Origin of the sequence: Bacillus sp. 22190 (assembly GCF_052045575.1) — a bacterium.
Taxonomy (GTDB): Bacteria; Bacillota; Bacilli; order Bacillales; family Bacillaceae; genus Bacillus; species Bacillus altitudinis.
On the sequence record NZ_JBQEPF010000009.1, the window covers coordinates 88,967 to 107,356 of the forward strand.

Here is an 18,390-nt window from a genome sequence, read left to right on the forward strand (position 1 = left end):
CATTTAACTAAATATCAATTTTTTGATTGAAAAAAGCAAATATAATTAGTTCGATTCACTTAATTTCTCATCAAAAGACAGTATTTTCAGAAAAAATGATTGACGATAAAAACGAATGCGCTTACAATGAAAACACATTCCAAAAAGTGAAATTGAATTCCACTAGACGGAATAAAAGGAGTCGTTCATCTCCAAATAAGTGGCTAAAGGAATGATTCACACAATGAAAAATCGAAGTGCACTGGAAATATACAAAGAAGGAGGCGCTTGGTGGGAGACTGAGATTAGTCATATTCAAAAAAATTCAATTGAACTTCGGGGCTATCCAATTGAAGAGCTTATTGGTGAATTGTCGTATCCACAGATGCTGTATCTACTGCTTGTTGGTGAATTACTAGATGATTCGAAGGCAGGCCTTTTTGAAAGTGTTCTTGTCGCAGGTGCGGATCATGGGCCAAGAGCACCGTCTATTGCAGCGGCAAGAATGGCGGTTACGTGCGGCATTTCGTTTAATTCTTCTGTTGCAACAGGGGTGAATCTATTAGGTGATATTCATGGCGGAGCCGGAGAAAAGGCGATGCGTATGTTATACGAAGCCAAAGCGGTTTATGATGCACAAAAAGATATGAAGTCTGCTGCAAAGCAAGTATGTCAGACGTGGTTAGACCGCAAGGAAAAAATTCCGGGAATCGGTCATCAGCTGCATGATGATGATCCGAGAGTGAGACGGCTGTATGAGCTGAGTCAAACATATGTGCAGCAAGGTGATATCAGCGGAACATACTTACGGTTAGCTGAGGCGATTAGACATGAACTAGAACAATTAAAAGGGAAAAAAATCACGATGAACATAGATGGTGTATCTGCTGCGATCCAATGTGAATTAAACATTCCAGCAGAAGCGGCAAAAGGCATCTTTTCCTTATCGAGAGGAATGGGCATCGTGGCGCATGCATATGAAGAGCTGACAAAAGGTGCCCTAGTGAAAGGTCCTTGTCCGAATGAAGAAAGACTTGTTCGTTATGCGGGGGTCGGGACGCGTCACTTGAAGGAGGGTGAGAGAATTTGAGTGAATTGAAAGCGTTGTCATATATAAACGGCAAATGGCTGGATGCAAACCATGTCAAAGAAGACATTATCAATCCATACTCTGGGGAAATGATCGGTACATCCTATCTTGCCTCCTCAGAAGATATAGAACAGGCGCTTTCTATTGCGCAGCAAGCTAAAAAACAATTAGCGGCAATATCAGCATTAGAACGCTCAACGCTTCTAACAAAGGCAGCCGCCTTATTGGAAGAACAAAAAGAGCATTTTTCAAAACTCATTTCTTTAGAATTAGGCAAACCGCTTAAAAATACAAGAGATGAAGTCTCACGATCAATTGAAACGTTGGCGCAGTCAGCCGAAGAAGCCAATCGACTAATCGGTGAGACCATTCCTGGCAATGTATCTTCCCGTGGGCAGAGAGCAATGGCGATGACATTTAAAGTGCCGGTTGGGGTAGTGCTGGCGATTACGCCTTTTAATGCGCCTCTCAACTTAATTTGTCACAAAATCGGTCCAGCTTTTGCGGCAGGGAATGCGATTATTTTAAAACCAGCACCGCAAACATCGGCTGTTGCCACAGCGTTTGTTAAGCTCCTGCTTGAAGCAGGGTTTCCTGAAAAGAGCCTGCAGCTTGTGATTGGAGGAGTAGACGCCGGCAGACAGTTAGTCACGGATGAAAGAACCAATCTTGTTTCTTTTACTGGCGGTGCGGTGGGCGGAGAACATATTTCAAACTCGGCTGGATTAAAAAAGGTACTGCTGGAACTCGGAGGAAATGGAGCGACGATTGTTCATCATGATGCAGATATCGAGCAAGCCGCCTCTCTTTGTGCCAAAACTGGCTTTAGCAACTCTGGTCAAAGCTGTATTTCTGTTCAAAGAATTTATGTCCACAAGCAAATTTTGTCGACATTTACTGAGACACTTAAACAAAAAGTAGAACAGCTCGTCGTTGGAGATCCGCTGTCTAATGAAAGTGATATCGGCTGTATGGTTGATGTACAGGCAGCAAAACGTGTGGAGGCATGGATACAAGAGGCAGAGAAAATGGGTGCCGAGCTTCTATCTGGAGGACAACGAAATGGCGCAAGCATCACACCGGCTATTTTGCTAAACCCGCCAAAACAAGCCAAGGTCGTCTGTGAAGAAGTGTTCGGTCCAGTTGTCAGCATTCTCCCATATGAGGAGCTGGATGAGGCAATCAAAGAAGCAAACGATAGTCGATATGGTTTGCAGGCAGGTGTCTTTACGAATCAGTTGGATGTTGCGTTACACGCAGCAAAAGAGCTTGAAACTGGCGGCGTAGTCATCAATGGGACATCGAATTTCAGACTAGATCACTGGCCATATGGCGGGATTAAACGAAGCGGTATTGGAAGGGAAGGCCCGCGTTTCGCCATCGAAGAGATGACCGAAACCAAAATGGTTGTGCTGCCAAATGGTCTATAAAGGGGGCAGATGGACGTGAATGTCTTTCAGCAAAAGGTGAAAAGTGCGCAGACAGGCGGTCAGCCAATGATTTGTACGCCGCTCATTGGACAAACAAAGGAAGAATTGTTTCTTGAAGTTGAGGTGTTAGCTGAGAAGAAGCCTGATGTGATAGAGTGGCGAGCGGATTTTTTCAATCACCTCAATGACAAGGAACAAGTCATCACCACCCTGAAAGGGATGATCGAAAAGGCAGATAGCATCCCATTTCTATTCACCATTCGTTCTGAAAAAGAGGGCGGCGAACGCATCTCACTCTCAGAGGATGAAAAAGTTTCCCTGCTTGTCGAGCTTTGTGCCACTCAGCTTGTGGCTGCCGTTGATTTTGAATTAATGCATGATGTCTCGCATATCCAGCAAGTCAGTCAGGCGGCTAAGAGAAACGGGGTCATCTTGATTGTGTCGTACCACGATTTCCAGCGTACCCCGGAGGCGGATCGGCTCGTGGAACTATTCACCAATGCAGAATCGGTCGGTGCCGACATTGCAAAGATCGCCGTCATGCCGCATTCCTATGAGGATGCACTGACACTGCTCTCTGCGACAGGCAAGGCGAAAAAGCATCTGTCCATCCCCGTTATTTCGATGGCGATGGGGGAATATGGCGCCTTCACAAGAATGGTAGGTGGACTCTTTGGGTCTGTCATGACCTTTGCTGTAGGGAAAGAAAGCTCGGCACCTGGACAAGTTGCGATACAGGATTTGAATACCGTTCTATCGATTGTGTTTTCAAAGAATCAGTGAGTAGCAGATTCATAGCTGCACCGTGAGAGGAGAGAAACATGAAGAAGAATATATCTACACAGGTCATTCAGTATTTAGAAAATAGAGGAGTTGAGCATATCTTCGGTCTGTGCGGTCATACGAATATTGCTTTTTTATCAGCGCTAGAAAAAAGCCGTATTCAATTTGTGAATGTCAGACATGAACAGATAGCGGCGCATGCAGCAGACGGTTATGCACGAGCGAAAAAACAGACGGCTGTTGTGCTCAGTCACTTAGGTCCTGGACTCACCAATGCGACAACAGGCGTAGCGAATGCCGCACTCGATTCCATTCCAATGGTTGTCATTGCAGGAGATGTTCCAAGTCATTACTACGGAAAGCACCCACACCAAGAAATCAATCTTCATTCCGATGCTTCTCAATACGAAATTTATCGCCCGTTTGTGAAAAGAGCATGGCGAGTCGACATTCCAGAATTATTTCCAGAAATTTTATCAAAAGCGTTTCAGTTAGCTGAAAGCGGCCGCCCTGGGCCAGTCCTGATTTCAGTTCCGATGGATGTGTTCTCAAAAGACTTAGATGTGTCGTTATTTGAACAAATCGCTCATCATACACACACCGTTGAAAAACCATCTATTGATGATCAAACAGCGAATCGGATAATAGATCGATTGCTGCAGGCAGACAAACCGCTTTTATATGTAGGGGGAGGCATTTTACTAGCCGATGCAGCAGAAGAGTTAAAGGCATTTTCTGATCATTTGAGTATCCCTGTTGCCCATTCTTTGATGGGGAAAGGGGCGATGCCAGATGATCATCCAATGACCCTTGGCATGACAGGGTTTTGGGGGACGAAATTTATCAATGATCAGTGTAAAGCAGCGGATTATATATTGGCATTAGGCACCCGTTTTGCTGAAGCAGATGCGAGTTCGTGGGAATCGGAGTATACGTTCAATTTCCAATCAACCAAGCTCATCCATATTGACATTGATCCGAATGAAATTGGCCGAAATTATCCTGTGGAAATTGGAGCAGTAGCAGATCTCAAGCAGGCGCTGACTGTACTTAATCGTGTGGCGAAAGAAAGGCTGCCAGAAGGTCTGGATCGCCCTCAATTGAAAAAGGACATTGCGGCATATCGTGAGGAATTTCAGAAGAGCAATTTGACGAATATTCAAGACGAGTCTTTCCCAATGAAACCACAGCGTATTTTGCAGGAAGTGCGGGAAGTATTGCCACCTGATGCCTTCATTACAACCGATGTTGGCTGGAATAAAAATGGGGTCGGACAGCAATTTCCTGTATACACGCCAGGCACTATTTTAACCCCAGGTGGTTTTGCGACGATGGGATTTGGCGCTCCTGCTGCACTTGGAGCAAAGATTGCCCAACCTGACCGTGTCGTTGTATCACTTGTTGGGGACGGCGGTTTCGGTCAAAATCCATCTGTTCTCGCAACAGCCATGGAAGAAAACATTCCTGTCGTGTGGATTGTGATGAACAACAGTGCGTTTGGGACGATCGCCGGCTTGCAAATGGCACACTATGAAACGACTTACGGCACTGTTTTTAGAAAAGATGGAGAAAGCTATTCGCCTGATTTTGCAGCCATTGCAAGAGGTTATGGGATGAAGGGGATCAAAATTACGGCGGCTTCTGAATTCAAAGAAGCTTTGGCTGAAGCAATCGCTTCTCAGGAGCCATGTGTCATTGATGTAGCGATGAAAAATGATCCAGTGCCTACTGATGGACATTGGAACATTAATGATATTTATTCACCAAATACAAAACGTTCACATGTCAGTGTGAACTAAACATGACTAGGGAGGAATCAACAATGAAAATTAAAGTATTAAATCCATTTCAAGACGGTCATCCATTATGGTTAGGTTTAGATCATCCAGAAGAGAAAATGATTCGGAAAGTGTTTCAAACGATCACACCAGATACCGTAGGGTCAGAGCATATGATGGCAGGTCTCACTATTTTTGAGCCGGGCGAAGCAAGCTCGGTACACAATCACCCGGGTTCAGAGGAATTTGATTATGTGATTAAAGGGTCTGGCGAAGTCATTTGCGATGGAGAAAGACAATCATTTAAACAAAATGACTTTATGTTTATTCCAGATGGTGTCTCACATCAGCATGTGAACACAGGGGACGAACCTTTATGGCTGATTTGGCTCTATACACCGCAAGGGCAGCTTCCGAAGGACTAAAAAAACCTTGCACGAGAGAAAGAAGCAAAGGGGCTAAAATAGAAAGCATTTTAGCCCTTTATCAATTGAATGAAAGGGAGTCAAGCAATGAATAAGAATACACCGCTTGAAGGAATCAAAATATTAGATGTTTCTACGATGATTGCTGCACCATACGGCGCGGTGCTTCTAGGGGATTTTGGTGCAGAGGTCATTAAAGTCGAGATTCCTGGAAAAGGGGATACACTGCGGCATGTTGGTCCTTTTGCAGATGGTGAACCTTTGAGATGGTCTGGGCTTTCAAGGAATAAGAAATCTCTTACACTCGATTTGCACAAAGAAGAAGCAAAAGACATTTTTAAAAAGCTTGCAGCGCAGGTTGATGTGATCATTGAAAATTTTCGTCCAGGAACACTAGAAAAATGGGACGTTGGGTACGATGTATTAAAAGAAATCAACCCTCGTTTAATTATGATTCGTGTTTCGGGTTATGGGCAAACCGGTCCGTTTAAGGACAAGGCGGGATTTGGTACACCTGCGACGGCGTTTAGCGGCTTTACATATATTCAAGGGTTTCCAGATCGGCATCCAGTCAGCCCTTCCTTTTCCCTTACGGATTATATCGCAGGAATTTATGTGGCGTTTGCCACTGTGACAGCGATGTATTACCGTGACACACATTCAGAAGGAACTGGGCAAATGGTGGATTTGGCTCTCTATGAATCTGTGTTCCGCATGTTAGAATTTTTGGTTGCTGAATATGACAAGCTAGGGAAGGTGCGTGAGCGTTCACCAGGGTTAAGCGGTCATTCAAGCCCTGCTGGCACCTACGAGACAAAGGACGGGCATTATTTGGTTCTTGTGACGAGTACTGATTCGACCTTTAATCGATTGGCAGAGGCGATGAATCGCTTAGATTTACTTGAGAACGAGAAATTCTCTGTGAATGCAGCCAGGCTGAAGCATAACGATGAAATGGATGCGATCGTCTCGCAGTGGATTGCGTCCAAAACAAGAGATGACGTCCTAGACATTCTAGATACACATGGTGTGCCTGTGAGTCCGATTCTAAGCATTCGGGATATCTTTGAGCATCCGCAATTTAAAGCACGAGAAAATATTGTCGAGGTGCATCATCCGCGTCTTGGAAAAGTGAAGGTGCCTGGGATCATTCCGAAGTTTGAAAAAACCCCCGGCCGTATTCGCCATATTGCGCCTGATTTAGGTGAACATAATTATGAAATTTTAACGAAAATGCTTGGCTTCACAGAAGAAGAGTGTAAACAGTTAGAAGAAAAAGGGGTCATTTAAGACACTCAACCGATCCGCACGCTGCGGAAACAAAGGAGGATGGTTATGAAAGTGCATTCAGAACTGAAGGGGAACGACTTGCGGCCTGCTTATGCGAAACCAACAAAAGCTCGTTTCGGCATCTTGATTCTGTTGTTTTTTATTACCGCTATTAATTATATTGATCGAGCCAGTGTATCCATTGTTGCACCTGCGATTCAGTCTTCATTGCAATTAAACCCTGCCTTATTAGGCCTCATCTTTTCAGCATTTAGCTGGACCTATACAGCCATGCAGATCCCTGGCGGCTTTATTCTTGATAAGTTTGGATCAAAGGTAACGTATGGAATATCACTCATTACTTGGTCTATTTTCACCGGTTTACAGGCGTTTGCGAACAGCTTTGCCTTCTTATTTGGCTGCCGTTTGTTTATCGGAATTACAGAATCTCCCGCATTTCCTGCGAATAACCGCATTGTGACCACTTGGTTTCCAAGGCGGGAACGCGCATTTGCAACAGGGGTTTATACCGCTGGAGAGTATGTGGGGCTTGCATTTGCGACACCTCTTCTTTTTTGGATCATGACAACTTTCGATTGGAGAACCGTCTTTATCACTGCTGGTGCGCTCGGTATTATATTTGCTTTCTTTTGGTACAAGTATTATCACGAACCGAAAGAGCATCCGAAGATCAATGAAGATGAGTTAGAATTGATCCGTCAAGGCGAAGGGCTGACAGTGGCATCACAGGAGAAACTGAAATGGGCAGACTTTGCCGCACTTTTGAAATATCGTAAATTGATTGGACTCTATATTGGTCAATTTTCTGTCGCGTCTACCCTCTTTTTCTTTTTAACATGGTTTCCGACCTATTTAGCAGAGGCGAAAAATATGGCCTTTCTCAAAGTGGGTTTTGCGGCATCTCTGCCATACATTGCTGCATTCTTTGGGGTACTGTTTGGAGGATATGTGTCTGACTGGCTGCTTAAAAAGGGTGTATCGGTCAATATAGCGAGAAAGCTACCGGTTGTGGTCGGCTTGCTTCTGACAAGTACCATTGTTTTAGCGAATTTTACAACGAATATTCCGCTTGTGCTGACCATTTTATCCATCGCTTCCTTTGCACAAGGACTGTCTAATATCTCCTGGACCATGCTGTCTGAGGTAGCACCAAGAGAAATGGTCGGTCTGGCTGGCGGCGTATTCAACTTTTTTGCTAACTTATCCGGTATCATCACCCCGCTGATCATCGGATTCATTGTATCGGCGACAGGCTCTTACAACGGCGGTATTTTATTCGTCAGCCTAGTGGCATTAGGGGGAGCGTTGTCGTATATCTTTATTGTAGGTAAGATTGAACGGATTCAATTAAAATAATAGAGAGTAAGAAAAAGAGAACTCATTGGGTTCTCTTTCAGCGTGTAGACAAACCCTCGCATTCGGTGTCAGTCCTGCGTGCCGGTGCTCACGAATGTCAAATTCGCTCCGCGCCGGTACTCGTCCTTCCTAGGCTGCAAAGGTTTTCTATCACGCTGAAAAGAAGACAAAGGGCTAAAATCAAGTTCATTTTAGCCCTTTGTCAACAATCTTAAAAGAGAACTCATTGGGTTCTCTTTTTCTATGAATAAAAGATGACGGTGATGATCGTTGCACATGCGATACCCATGCTGATATAAAAACCAGCAAACCAGATATTCCATCGAGTGATTCGGTAAGGGTTGACCTTCATTAAATCGGCTAATAGGGAGACAGATACATTATATGGGCTAAACATGACCGTTGAGGTTCCAGCGATAATGAGCATGATGGCGATGGGAAGTGCAGGCAATTCATGAATGACAGGTGCCATCAAGCTCACTAATAGAGCAAGCGAAACAAGCGGGTGAAATCCGCAAAGAGCGGTGATGAGAAAATACAGCCCGATGACCCCATAAACCCAAATGGCATGATCTGATATACTGACGATAAATGCTTGAATCGGTTGCAGGCTGTTTGTGACAAGCAGCATATCGACAAAGAAGCCCGCGCTTAAAAATAGACACATATAATTCGAGAGCTGACGGGTTCGTTCTTTCCAATGGGGAATAGAGACGGCTACATATTGTTTTCGTTTTTTGATGATAGACGAGAATAATAGAGCGAAAGGAATAATCGTCAGCACAACAGCGAACAGATAACCTTTCCCAATCCAGGCGTCAACAAGCGAAACGACTGTCATAAAACTGAGCAGCATGAAAGCAAGCTGAAGGGTTTTTCTCTTGATGCGATGAGGGTTGGAGTGAGCTTCCGCCGGCTGGATGATATGCGGCAATCGTTTGCTTTGACGAGAAAACAGCAACCAATCCGTCAACAGTACAAGCACCATTAAACAAAACGTAACGGGTGCAATCTGATAATATTTCAATTTGGTTGCATCAATGGTGACACTCACCAGTACTTCGACAGGACTCCAGCTAAGACATAGCGCATATGACCTTAAAAGATTGCGCGTATAAAGGTGCTGTTTGACTTGTTCCTGAAGGGCGTTCAGCGATGGTTTCAAGGATGTATATAATAAGGGAATCGTTGCGATATTTAAAAACATGCCAAGAACATGAGTGACAAATGAACTCTTGCGATAAAGCTGATTTGTACTCGTTGTATGTAGGGTAAGCAGTTTATTTAATTGAGTATCGAAATGCCCAACATGTATGAGAGAATGAATAAATGGCAACATGAAAAATAAAGAAAGCAAGCCTAGCATGGAATGAAAATGAAGAAAAAGCGTATGCAAAGGCTGTTCTGACCAAAAAAATAACACCAATCCAATCAAGAGAAACATAGCACCCGTTTTCAAATAAAGCCCACTTGCCTTCTTAAAGGAAATGGTGAGCGAAGCAGCCGCCAGCAGACCAACCAAATAGGAGAGAATGGGAGCAGGGAATAGTTGATGAACGATGTATAAGCTAATAAGAAGTGTGAAAAGTAGTAGGTAGATCATGATATCTCCTCCATCAAAACATCTATCGGTTTTATTCCGTACAGTGGAATTTGTTTTCTTTTAATGGAACATTTAAAATGGATTATAGCAAAATTGGTCAATCATGTCGATAAGAAATCAAAGAGGAAAAGGAGAAAGTGAACATGGCTGATAAGAAGTCAAAAGAAGAATCAGGATTGCGTACCGTTCAGCGCGCTTTGGATATTCTTTCTTGCTTTAGCGAAGAACGTCAAGAGCTGACGCTAACGGACATTTCAAAAGAGATGAACTTAGCAATGTCTACCACAACAAGACTGCTCAAGGCACTTGAAATGAATCATTTTGTGGAAAAGAACCAAGAGACAATGAAGTACCGGCTCGGTCAAAGACTTTATCTTCTCGGTTATATTGCTGGGAAGTCCATCAAATTGAGGGAACTGGCAAAACCGCTCATGTACACACTTCGTGATGAAACAAAGGAAACCGTCAACCTGTATGTGCTCGATCACAAAAGCAGGGTATGTATTGAACAAGCCGAAGGGCTGCAATCGATTCGGCATCTTGTGAAAATCGGTGAGAAGCTGCCGTTATACGCTGGTGCTGGTGGAAAGGTGCTGCTTGCTTTCCAAAGCGAAGAGTTTCAACAGCAAGTTTTTGCATCTGAGGCTGATCACATGACGATGGAGGAATGGCAAAAAGAATGTCGGCATATTCTTGAAACGCATACCGCTTGCAGTATTGATGAACGGGAAGTCGGATCGGCGGCAGTGGCGGCACCGATCTTTAACATTCATGGGGAGGTGCAGGCATGTTTATCCATATCTGGACCGACCCAACGATTTACTGAAGATGTCATCCCTCAGCTGCAGCAAAAAGTGAAAGAGCATGCCGAGAAGCTCTCCGAACAGCTCGGTTACGTCGTCAAACACAATTTTTAAGAATGCCTATCTTTTCTCAGCCCATTTATCATATAATAGAAACATTATGTAGCATTCCTTGTCGTAAGGAGGACGTGTCACGAACATGAAAAACAATAGAGAGATTCCTGTGAGACAGCGAAATATTGTCCTCATTGGCTTTATGGGCGTTGGGAAAACAACCATTGGGCAGCTGGTTGCCAAAAAGTTATATAGAGATTTTATTGATGTTGATCAGGAGATTGAGAAAAAGTACAACATGACGATTCCAGAAATGTTTCAGCAAAAAGGAGAAGCGTTCTTCAGGCAGGCTGAAAAGGACTATATCGTCGATTTATGTGAACATACTCAGCTAAAGATCGTGTCTCTTGGAGGCGGTGCGTTTAAACAGGAAGAAATCAAACGATCTTGCTTAAAGCATTGTACGGTTCTTTTCCTTGACCTATCTTGGGAGAATTGGAAGCAGCGGCTGGATATTTTAATTGAAAACCGTCCTGTTCTTCATAACCGCACGCTTGACGAGATGAAAGAGCTGTTTGAAGAGCGCCGGGAAATTTATTCCCTTCATAACTCAAGAGTGGAAACAGATCATCTAGAAGCTGAAGAAGTCGCCAATTATATTGTCGACACACTCAAGCTTGGCTGGGATCTATATTCGAAATAAAAAAGTCTATCCTAAGGGGTAGACTTTTTCTATTAGATCAGGAGTAGTCAAAGAAATCACAGTCTAAGTTGGATGATGGATGAAAAAAAAGAAGAAAAGATGTTTTTTTCTTCGTCATTATATCAAAATGTATGCATCCTTTATGTGGTGTGTCTAGCCGTTTGAAAAAAGTGGTGATCAGACTACAACTAGGTCAAGATGATGAGGTTATTTGATTGATGTGGGAAACGACATATATCTCTCATTTTCTTTTTTTGAAAAAATAAAATAGTATCTAAATTCCAATAATAGTTTTTTGAATTATTATAATTTTTAAAAATCTGGTTGACACCTTCGGTTATATCATTCTATGATCATTAACGTAAACGCTTACCGTAAACGTTTACTATAACGGATGGGGAGGAATTTGTTGATGAAAAATAAAGAAAAATGGAGCGGTGTATTCCCGGCAGTCTTAATTCCTTTTAAAGATGACTATTCAATTGATGAACCTGCTTTTCGTAAGCTTGTTCGCTGGGTGGCGGGGCACGAAGGGATTAATGGGATCGTTGTCAATGGACATACTGGCGAGATTATGACTTTGCTGCCACATGAACGAGCTGAAGCTGTGCGTATTGCAGCCGACGAATTAAAGGGAGAAATTCCTGTCATTTCTGGGGTTTCTGCTGAAGGGACAATTGAAGCGATCCAGCATGCAAAAGCAGTGGAGGAAGCTGGTGGAGAAGGTATTCTTCTTATGCCGCCACATTCATGGCTGAGATTCGGTATGCAGTCTGAGTCACCTGTCCAATTCTTTCAAGATGTTGCAGAAGCAATTGACATTTCAATCATCGTCCATCAGTATCCAACATGGACAAAAACCTCTTATACAACCAGTCAATTATTAGAAATGTCGGAGATTCCAAACGTTGTCTCATTTAAAATCGGTCAAAGAGACATGGCGCAATATGAAGTCGATGTGCGCGCACTGAAAAAGCATGCACCAGATGTATCGTTGCTCACATGTCATGATGAATATTTATTGCCAACATTAGTTCAAGGAATTGATGGGGCGCTTGTAGGTTTCGGCTGTTTTGTACCAGATTTGATTGCTGAGCTTGTGAAATGTGTGGAAGAACAAGACCTTGTAGCGGCTAATAAAGTGTACGATAGAATCTTTGAATTAAAGCATGCTGTGTATAAAATGGATGAACCTTCCTCTACCTCTCATCTGCGAATGAAGGAAGCGATGTTCCAGCGAGGTTTGATCAGCAGTTCGCTTGCGAGGAAGCCAGTATTACCTTTAACTCAAAAGGAAAAAGAAGAGATTCGTCAGGGCCTTCAAAGTGTTGGTTTACTTAAGGAAAACGTTAGTAAATAACAGACCATTGATTTCATGATGAAGGTGAGTCAGGTTATAATAGAGTATAAAACAACAGACTCCCGGAGGTATGAAATGTGTCAGTAAGTATTAAAGATGTCGCATTGAAAGCTGGAGTATCTATCGCCTCTGTTTCCCGAGTATTAAGTGGCAAACCAGGAGTAGGTGCTCAAACGGCTGAAAGAATTAAACAAGTGATTGATGAATTAGGCTATCGTCCTAATTTAGGAGCTAGAGGGCTCGTTAAAAGAAAGACTGGCAATATTGCTGTCGTGGTTCCTCGTGGTTCATATATTTTGAATAATCCATTTTTTTCGACGATATTAGATGGGATAGCGAAGGAATTAGATGAGACTGAATTCAATATGTTGATGTCATTTACATCTGTACAGCAGCAGCGATTACTTGAAACGCAGGCTGTAGATGGTGCCATTTTATTTTCTCCAAGAAATGAAGAATTGAGCATGGATTGGTTAAAAAGTTTAGCTATTCCCATTATCGTTGTCGGAAGTTACTTAGAGGATTCTCCATTTCCATGTGTCAGGCCTGATGATGAAGAAGGTGTGTGCCAATCTGTCACGGCCTTATTTGATAAAGGTCATCGAACCATTGGACTGGTCAATGGTCCAATGAGTTCGATGCATAGTGTGAGGTATTACAAGGGGTATGAGCGTACACTGAAAAGTTTAGGATTAACAATGAACAAAGAGCTTGTGTTTGAGTTAGATGAATTTGATGGGGGAAAAGTAGTAGAAGTGGTTTCTCAATTTCTCCAAGGAAACCAGCACATGACTGGAGTTGTTTGCTCTTCAGATTTTTTGGCGATAGGGGTCATGAAAGCGGCAGATATCGCAAATGTGTCAATACCTCATGATTTGTCTGTCGTTGGTGCTGATGATGTGCCCATTGCAAGTTTTCTAACCCCTTCTTTATCTTCTGTTCATGTTGATTTAGTTGGAATGGGAAGAAAAGCGGTTTCTTTACTAACGCAGTTAGTAGAAGGAGAACAGTTAGAGAAGATGGAACATATCTTCCCGATGTACTATGTAGATCGTGGCACCACGGGAACGCCAAAAAAGAAATGATAGATGCTGAAAACTCATATGATCGCTTTAGAATGTCTCTTCATTTAAAATGTAAGCGATTTCTTTTGTGCTCATCAGCATGTACTTTTGCATCATTTCCTCTATTAAGGAGGAGATATCATGACGTTAGAACTCAGCGGAAATTCAAATTCTCATGATGAGCAAGTTGTTGATAGAGCTTCACAACTATTGACTAGGATGGAAAGTGTACCTTTTTCGAGATGGCATTTAAAACCTCGTATCATTATGGGATCTGCTACCTTTTTTGATGCTTTTGATGCACTATCTTTAGCGTTTGTTCTCCCAGTTCTCATCGGCATGTGGAATTTATCACCTGCTCAAATTGGTCTTCTTATTGGGTCTGGTTATATCGGACAAGCGATTGGTGCTATTTTCTTTGGATGGTTAGCAGAAAGACGTGGCCGTGTATTTAGTGCAAAGTGGACTGTGTTTCTCATGTCTATTATGAGTATCGCATGTGTATTTTCAGGTAACTTTATGGCCCTTTTTATTTTTCGTTTTATACAGGGGATTGGAGTAGGAGGAGAAGTGCCAGTAGCGGCCTCATATATTAATGAGTTGTCCCGGGCCCAAGGTAGAGGGAGATTTTTTATGCTCTATGAGATGATTTTTCCATTAGGATTAATGATCTCAGCTCAAATTGGTGCATTTGTTGTACCTAGCTTTGGGTGGAAATGGATGTTCTTGATTGGTGGAATTGGCGGTTTAATCGTCTTTGTCTTCTTTTTCATGTTGCGTGAATCTCCAAGATGGCTTATTTCAAAAGGCAGGTTAGATGAAGCCGAAAGAATCATTGAAGAGATTGAAGCTAGTACGGACAAACGAATGCCTGTTGCAAAGCAAGTGTCCAGCAGCACTGAAAAAGGCGACTGGAAAGAGCTCTTTTCTACTTTTTATCGTAAAAGAACATTGATCGTATGGGGACTATGGTTTTCTGCCTACTTTGTATCGAATGGATTAAATAACTGGTTACCGAGTCTTTATAATACGGTTTACAATTTGCCAGTTGGAGATTCATTAAGGGCAGCCTCTCTCACAAATATTTTACAGACCATAGGGGTATTCGCTTGTGCATTTTTAATCGATAAAGTAGGACGGAAGCGCTGGGCAACCATTGCATTTATCGTAACAGGTGCTTTATTAACGGCTTTATGGATCAGCGGAGCAAATTCTCCAGAAAGCGTTATTTATTTAGGGTCCGCTGCCTACGGAATGATGGGGACCATTACAGTTCTTCTCTATTTATATACACCTGAAATCTATCCAACCCGTATGAGGGTAATTGGTACGGCATTTGCTACAGCGTGGCTTAGGCTGGCCTCAGCGATCGCTCCTATTATGATAGGTTTTATTTTAGAGGTGAGCGGTGTTTCAACTATTTTTATTCTTTTTGCAAGTGTGACTGTAGTGGGAGCAATTCTTGCTTTTAAAATGATCGAAACGCGAGAGAAAGTATTAGAAGATATTGCACCGTAAGTGATGCATGCAGTGAAGAACTTATTCTAAAGAGGGTAGGTTCTTTTTTTATTCAGAGGATTTACGTACACTTTTGAAAAAGCCTAACCTACCTCAGTTCAATTATCTTATAATAGAAACATTATCAGCACTCCTTGTCACGAACATGAAAAGTAATATCTATCAGATAGTGGAAATGTAGAATCAAAATATAAAAGTCTACCAGCTAGGGTAGACTTTTTCGATCAGTTTAATGTTTGATCCCTTGAAGCAGTGCGGCTTTTAGGCAAAAGGATATTGGCTGACGATGTTCGTCGAATTGCAGTTGAAACAGCTGTTTCGTTTCATCGTCTGCAGCATGAAGGTGGGCAACGATTTCCTTTTGAACATTCTCTGGTGTACGTCCTCGTATGATCCAGTCCTGATAATCAATATGCAGATCCCAGTAACGGATATCTTCTTTCGTCAGATGGTTGTCAGCGAAAAGCTCTTTCCATTCTGATAACGAGCTTTCTCGCACATGGGAAGGATCTCTCAGTCTATTTAAATGATTAATAAAGTCATCCTGTGCTTGGTTTTCAGGTGCATAATGATCGACAAGTAGAAATTTGCCGCCTTTCTTTAAGACTCGGCTGATTTCAGACATGGCTGCCGGGAGATGTGGGAAGTGATGAGCAGCAAATCGGCATGTGACGAGATCAAATGATGCATCAGAAAAGGGCAATGCGTCTGCGGATGCCTGCTCAAACGTAATGTGGTTCAGCTGTCGCTCTTCCGCAAGTGCTGTAGCAACCTCGATCATTTTGGGTGTGACATCAATCCCGATTCCTTTAGAGATGACGTCTGAAAAGGAAAACACGGTATGACCTGCCGCGCAGCCGATATCAAGTAGATGCTCATCGCCCTTTGCCTTCGCCGCCGTTTTCATCCATTCAAGTTCTTTTCCAGCTGCAAAGATGAGTGAATCTCGGTAGTTCTCTGCATTTTGTGAGAATTGTTTCTCGGCTTTTGAATATGGATTCATTCCTTTACCCCCTTTTTGTTGTTTCTTTATCGTAGGGTTCTTCCCGTGATTTGTCTAAGACATAAAAGATATGATATGAATAGTTAAAACCTATGAGGTGAGAGAAGTGGATATACGAATGATGGAATATGTCATGGAAGTGTACCGGCAGCAAAGCTTTACAAAAGCAGCGGAAAAACTTCACATTGCACAGCCCTCATTAAGTCAGCAAATTAAAAAACTTGAGGAGGAATTAGATACTCCTCTGTTTATTCGGAAGTATGGACAAGTCACTCCTACACCTCAAGGAAACCGATTGATCAAAAGAGCAGAGACCATTTTGAAGGAACGAGATGATTTGTTACGTGAGATGGGGGAAGCTGCTTATGAGGTAGGGAAAGAACTGAAGATCGGTGCGCCAGCTGTCACAGGGGGATATGTCCTGCCAAGTTTATTAAAAACCTATTGTCAAACGTATCCGCACGTTCACGTTCATTTGATAGAAGAATCGCCTCGTGAGCTAGAAAGACGTTTACTCGCTGGGAAACTGGATCTTGCGATTCTTTCTCTGCCTGTCGAGCATGAATCATTGAAAACAAAACAAATGCTGACAGAGCCGCTTCTCCTCGCCATTCCGCAAACGGCTCAACCGTGGTTGACGGATGAACTCAATGAAATCATCAATCAAGCGGATCAAGAAGGGTCTGTCCCGTTTCATCTTCTGGAAGATGCCCCATTTATTATGCTGAAAGAGGGATATGGCTTTCGGCAAGTGGTCACGGAACTGTGCCGTCATCATGGCTTTCGGCCTAGGATTGCATTTGAAACAAGTCATATTCAAACAGCTCAGGCATTGGTTGAAAATGAGCTAGGGGTGACAGTGGTGCCGAAAATGGTGGCACAAGAGGAAAGGAAAGCAGTCACTTATTTACACATTGATTCATGCCCAACCCGCACACTTGTGTTTGCATATGTGGAAGAAAGATATTTAACGAAAGCCGCTCAAGCCTTCATGGACCTTCAACAGAATCAAGGAAAAGCTTAAACAAACGTTTAATTAAACGCAAAAAGCAGGGGAGTCCCCTGCTTTTACCTTTTTTCAGCGTGATAGAAAACCTTTGCAGTTTAGGAAGGACGAGTACCGACGCGGAGCGAATTTGACATTCGTGAGCACCGGCACGCAGGACTGACACCGAATGCGAGGGTTTGTCTACACGCTGAAAGCAGGGGAGTCCCCTGCTTTCTAATATAAATCCAGCCGCTGATCTGTCATGACGGGGATTTGTTGTCTCACTTCATCTACGAGCTGAAGATCAATGTTTGCATAATAAATGTCTTCTTCATCATTTGTCTCAAGTAGAATGCGTCCGAGCGGGTCAATCACCATGGAGTGACCAGGGAATTCAGTGTCTCTGCTTGTGCCTGTCCGGTTCACCGCAATCACAAATGACTGATTCTCAATGGCTCTTGCGATGAGCAGACTGCGCCAATGGTTCACTCTTGCTGACGGCCATTGAGCGGTATTAACAAGCACCTTCGCCCCTTTGTTCACGAGCGTCCTAGAAAGCTGAGGGAAGCGGAGGTCATAGCAGATCATGGTGCCAATCTTGACATCTTCATCATAGTTAAATAAACCAAGCTGATGACCGGCGGTTAAATAGTTGTGTTCATCCATTAAGCGGAATAAATGAATTTTATCATAATCTAACAAAAGCTCACCTTGGCGGTTAAAGACATACATTGTATTGGTGATGTTTTCATCTTCTGTCCTCTTATTTAAAACACTGCCTGCGATGAGATACACTTGGTGCTTGCGGGCAAAGGAAGAGAAGAGTTGTTTTGTTCGCTCGCCATCTGCATCGGCAAGCTCATCCGCTTGTTCCAGCGCATAGCCGGTATTCCACATTTCAGGTAGAATAATCAAATCAGGCTGTTGGCGGATGGCCTCTTCTAAAAACGCTTCTGCTTTCTGAAAGTTTACATCAGGTTCTCCTATTTGTACGTCCATTTGAATCAGGGCGATGTTCATGTCGGTCTTCCTCCTTTATTCGTTTCATGCAATGAATGGTTCGGGTGATATTGCCTGAAACATCTAGTCTTCAAGCCAGTTTCTTTATCATAAAGCTTTCCGCTATCTTTGCCAATAGAAATGTCAGAAGGTTTTGTTAAATG

General features: G+C 43.0%; 16 protein-coding genes. 13 read left to right on the plus strand and 3 right to left on the minus strand.

Features of this window, described 5'->3' with window-relative positions:
- Positions 1 to 211 precede the first annotated feature (211 nt).
- From ACTJKA_RS13490 to ACTJKA_RS13520, 7 genes are all read left to right on the plus strand, one after another.
- Complete coding sequence (locus ACTJKA_RS13490; protein WP_138825024.1) at positions 212 to 1,069, plus strand: citryl-CoA lyase; 858 nt, start codon at positions 212 to 214, stop codon at positions 1,067 to 1,069.
- On the plus strand, positions 1,066 to 2,499 hold the full coding sequence (locus tag ACTJKA_RS13495; RefSeq protein ID WP_144684511.1) for an aldehyde dehydrogenase family protein: 1,434 nt from the start codon (positions 1,066 to 1,068) through the stop codon (positions 2,497 to 2,499). Before ACTJKA_RS13490 ends, ACTJKA_RS13495 begins: the two co-directional genes overlap by 4 nt.
- A gap of 9 nt (positions 2,500 to 2,508) precedes the next feature.
- On the plus strand, positions 2,509 to 3,282 hold the full coding sequence (gene aroD / locus ACTJKA_RS13500; protein WP_079920446.1) for a type I 3-dehydroquinate dehydratase: 774 nt from the start codon (positions 2,509 to 2,511) through the stop codon (positions 3,280 to 3,282).
- Between the two features lie 38 nt (positions 3,283 to 3,320).
- Positions 3,321 to 5,081 carry a thiamine pyrophosphate-binding protein gene (locus ACTJKA_RS13505; protein ID WP_440607796.1) on the plus strand — a complete coding sequence of 587 codons (1,761 nt, stop codon included), beginning with the start codon at positions 3,321 to 3,323 and terminating at the stop codon, positions 5,079 to 5,081.
- Positions 5,082 to 5,104: 23 nt separating this feature from the next.
- Positions 5,105 to 5,485: a cupin domain-containing protein gene (locus ACTJKA_RS13510; RefSeq protein ID WP_008342095.1), complete on the plus strand. Its 381-nt coding sequence runs from the start codon at positions 5,105 to 5,107 to the stop codon at positions 5,483 to 5,485.
- A gap of 87 nt (positions 5,486 to 5,572) precedes the next feature.
- Positions 5,573 to 6,775: a CaiB/BaiF CoA transferase family protein gene (locus ACTJKA_RS13515; protein ID WP_017358567.1), complete on the plus strand. Its 1,203-nt coding sequence runs from the start codon at positions 5,573 to 5,575 to the stop codon at positions 6,773 to 6,775.
- A 45-nt stretch (positions 6,776 to 6,820) separates the two neighbouring features.
- Positions 6,821 to 8,131, plus strand: coding sequence for an MFS transporter (locus ACTJKA_RS13520; RefSeq protein WP_035703133.1), 1,311 nt, complete (start codon positions 6,821 to 6,823; stop codon positions 8,129 to 8,131).
- Between the two features lie 241 nt (positions 8,132 to 8,372).
- Here ACTJKA_RS13520 and ACTJKA_RS13525 read toward each other — a convergent pair whose 3' ends face one another.
- Entirely contained in the window at positions 8,373 to 9,734 is a 1,362-nt protein-coding gene (locus tag ACTJKA_RS13525) for a hypothetical protein (protein WP_025206714.1), read from the minus strand.
- A gap of 143 nt (positions 9,735 to 9,877) precedes the next feature.
- Between ACTJKA_RS13525 and ACTJKA_RS13530 the strand changes: the two genes are divergently transcribed.
- From ACTJKA_RS13530 to ACTJKA_RS13550, 5 genes are all read left to right on the plus strand, one after another.
- Positions 9,878 to 10,651, plus strand: coding sequence for an IclR family transcriptional regulator (locus tag ACTJKA_RS13530; RefSeq protein WP_017366579.1), 774 nt, complete (start codon positions 9,878 to 9,880; stop codon positions 10,649 to 10,651).
- An 85-nt stretch (positions 10,652 to 10,736) separates the two neighbouring features.
- Entirely contained in the window at positions 10,737 to 11,294 is a 558-nt protein-coding gene (locus tag ACTJKA_RS13535; protein ID WP_007498270.1) for a shikimate kinase, read from the plus strand.
- Positions 11,295 to 11,706: 412 nt separating this feature from the next.
- Complete coding sequence (locus ACTJKA_RS13540; RefSeq protein ID WP_345911952.1) at positions 11,707 to 12,654, plus strand: dihydrodipicolinate synthase family protein; 948 nt, start codon at positions 11,707 to 11,709, stop codon at positions 12,652 to 12,654.
- Between the two features lie 77 nt (positions 12,655 to 12,731).
- The gene (locus ACTJKA_RS13545) at positions 12,732 to 13,739 is read left to right on the plus strand and encodes a LacI family DNA-binding transcriptional regulator (RefSeq protein WP_017358562.1); all 1,008 of its coding nucleotides are present in this window, start codon (positions 12,732 to 12,734) and stop codon (positions 13,737 to 13,739) included.
- 120 nt (positions 13,740 to 13,859) lie between these two features.
- The gene (locus ACTJKA_RS13550) at positions 13,860 to 15,236 is read left to right on the plus strand and encodes an MFS transporter (protein WP_024718969.1); all 1,377 of its coding nucleotides are present in this window, start codon (positions 13,860 to 13,862) and stop codon (positions 15,234 to 15,236) included.
- Positions 15,237 to 15,465: 229 nt separating this feature from the next.
- Here the strand turns inward: ACTJKA_RS13550 and ACTJKA_RS13555 are convergent, their stop codons facing one another.
- A complete protein-coding gene (locus ACTJKA_RS13555; protein WP_216943121.1) occupies positions 15,466 to 16,239 on the minus strand; it encodes a class I SAM-dependent methyltransferase in 774 nt (257 codons plus the stop codon).
- A 118-nt stretch (positions 16,240 to 16,357) separates the two neighbouring features.
- Between ACTJKA_RS13555 and ACTJKA_RS13560 the strand changes: the two genes are divergently transcribed.
- Positions 16,358 to 17,263 carry a LysR family transcriptional regulator gene (locus ACTJKA_RS13560; RefSeq protein ID WP_017366581.1) on the plus strand — a complete coding sequence of 302 codons (906 nt, stop codon included), beginning with the start codon at positions 16,358 to 16,360 and terminating at the stop codon, positions 17,261 to 17,263.
- A 198-nt stretch (positions 17,264 to 17,461) separates the two neighbouring features.
- Here ACTJKA_RS13560 and ACTJKA_RS13565 read toward each other — a convergent pair whose 3' ends face one another.
- Positions 17,462 to 18,247, minus strand: a complete 786-nt coding sequence (locus ACTJKA_RS13565; protein ID WP_057078570.1) for a carbon-nitrogen family hydrolase — start codon at positions 18,245 to 18,247, stop codon at positions 17,462 to 17,464.
- Positions 18,248 to 18,390: the final 143 nt, after the last annotated feature.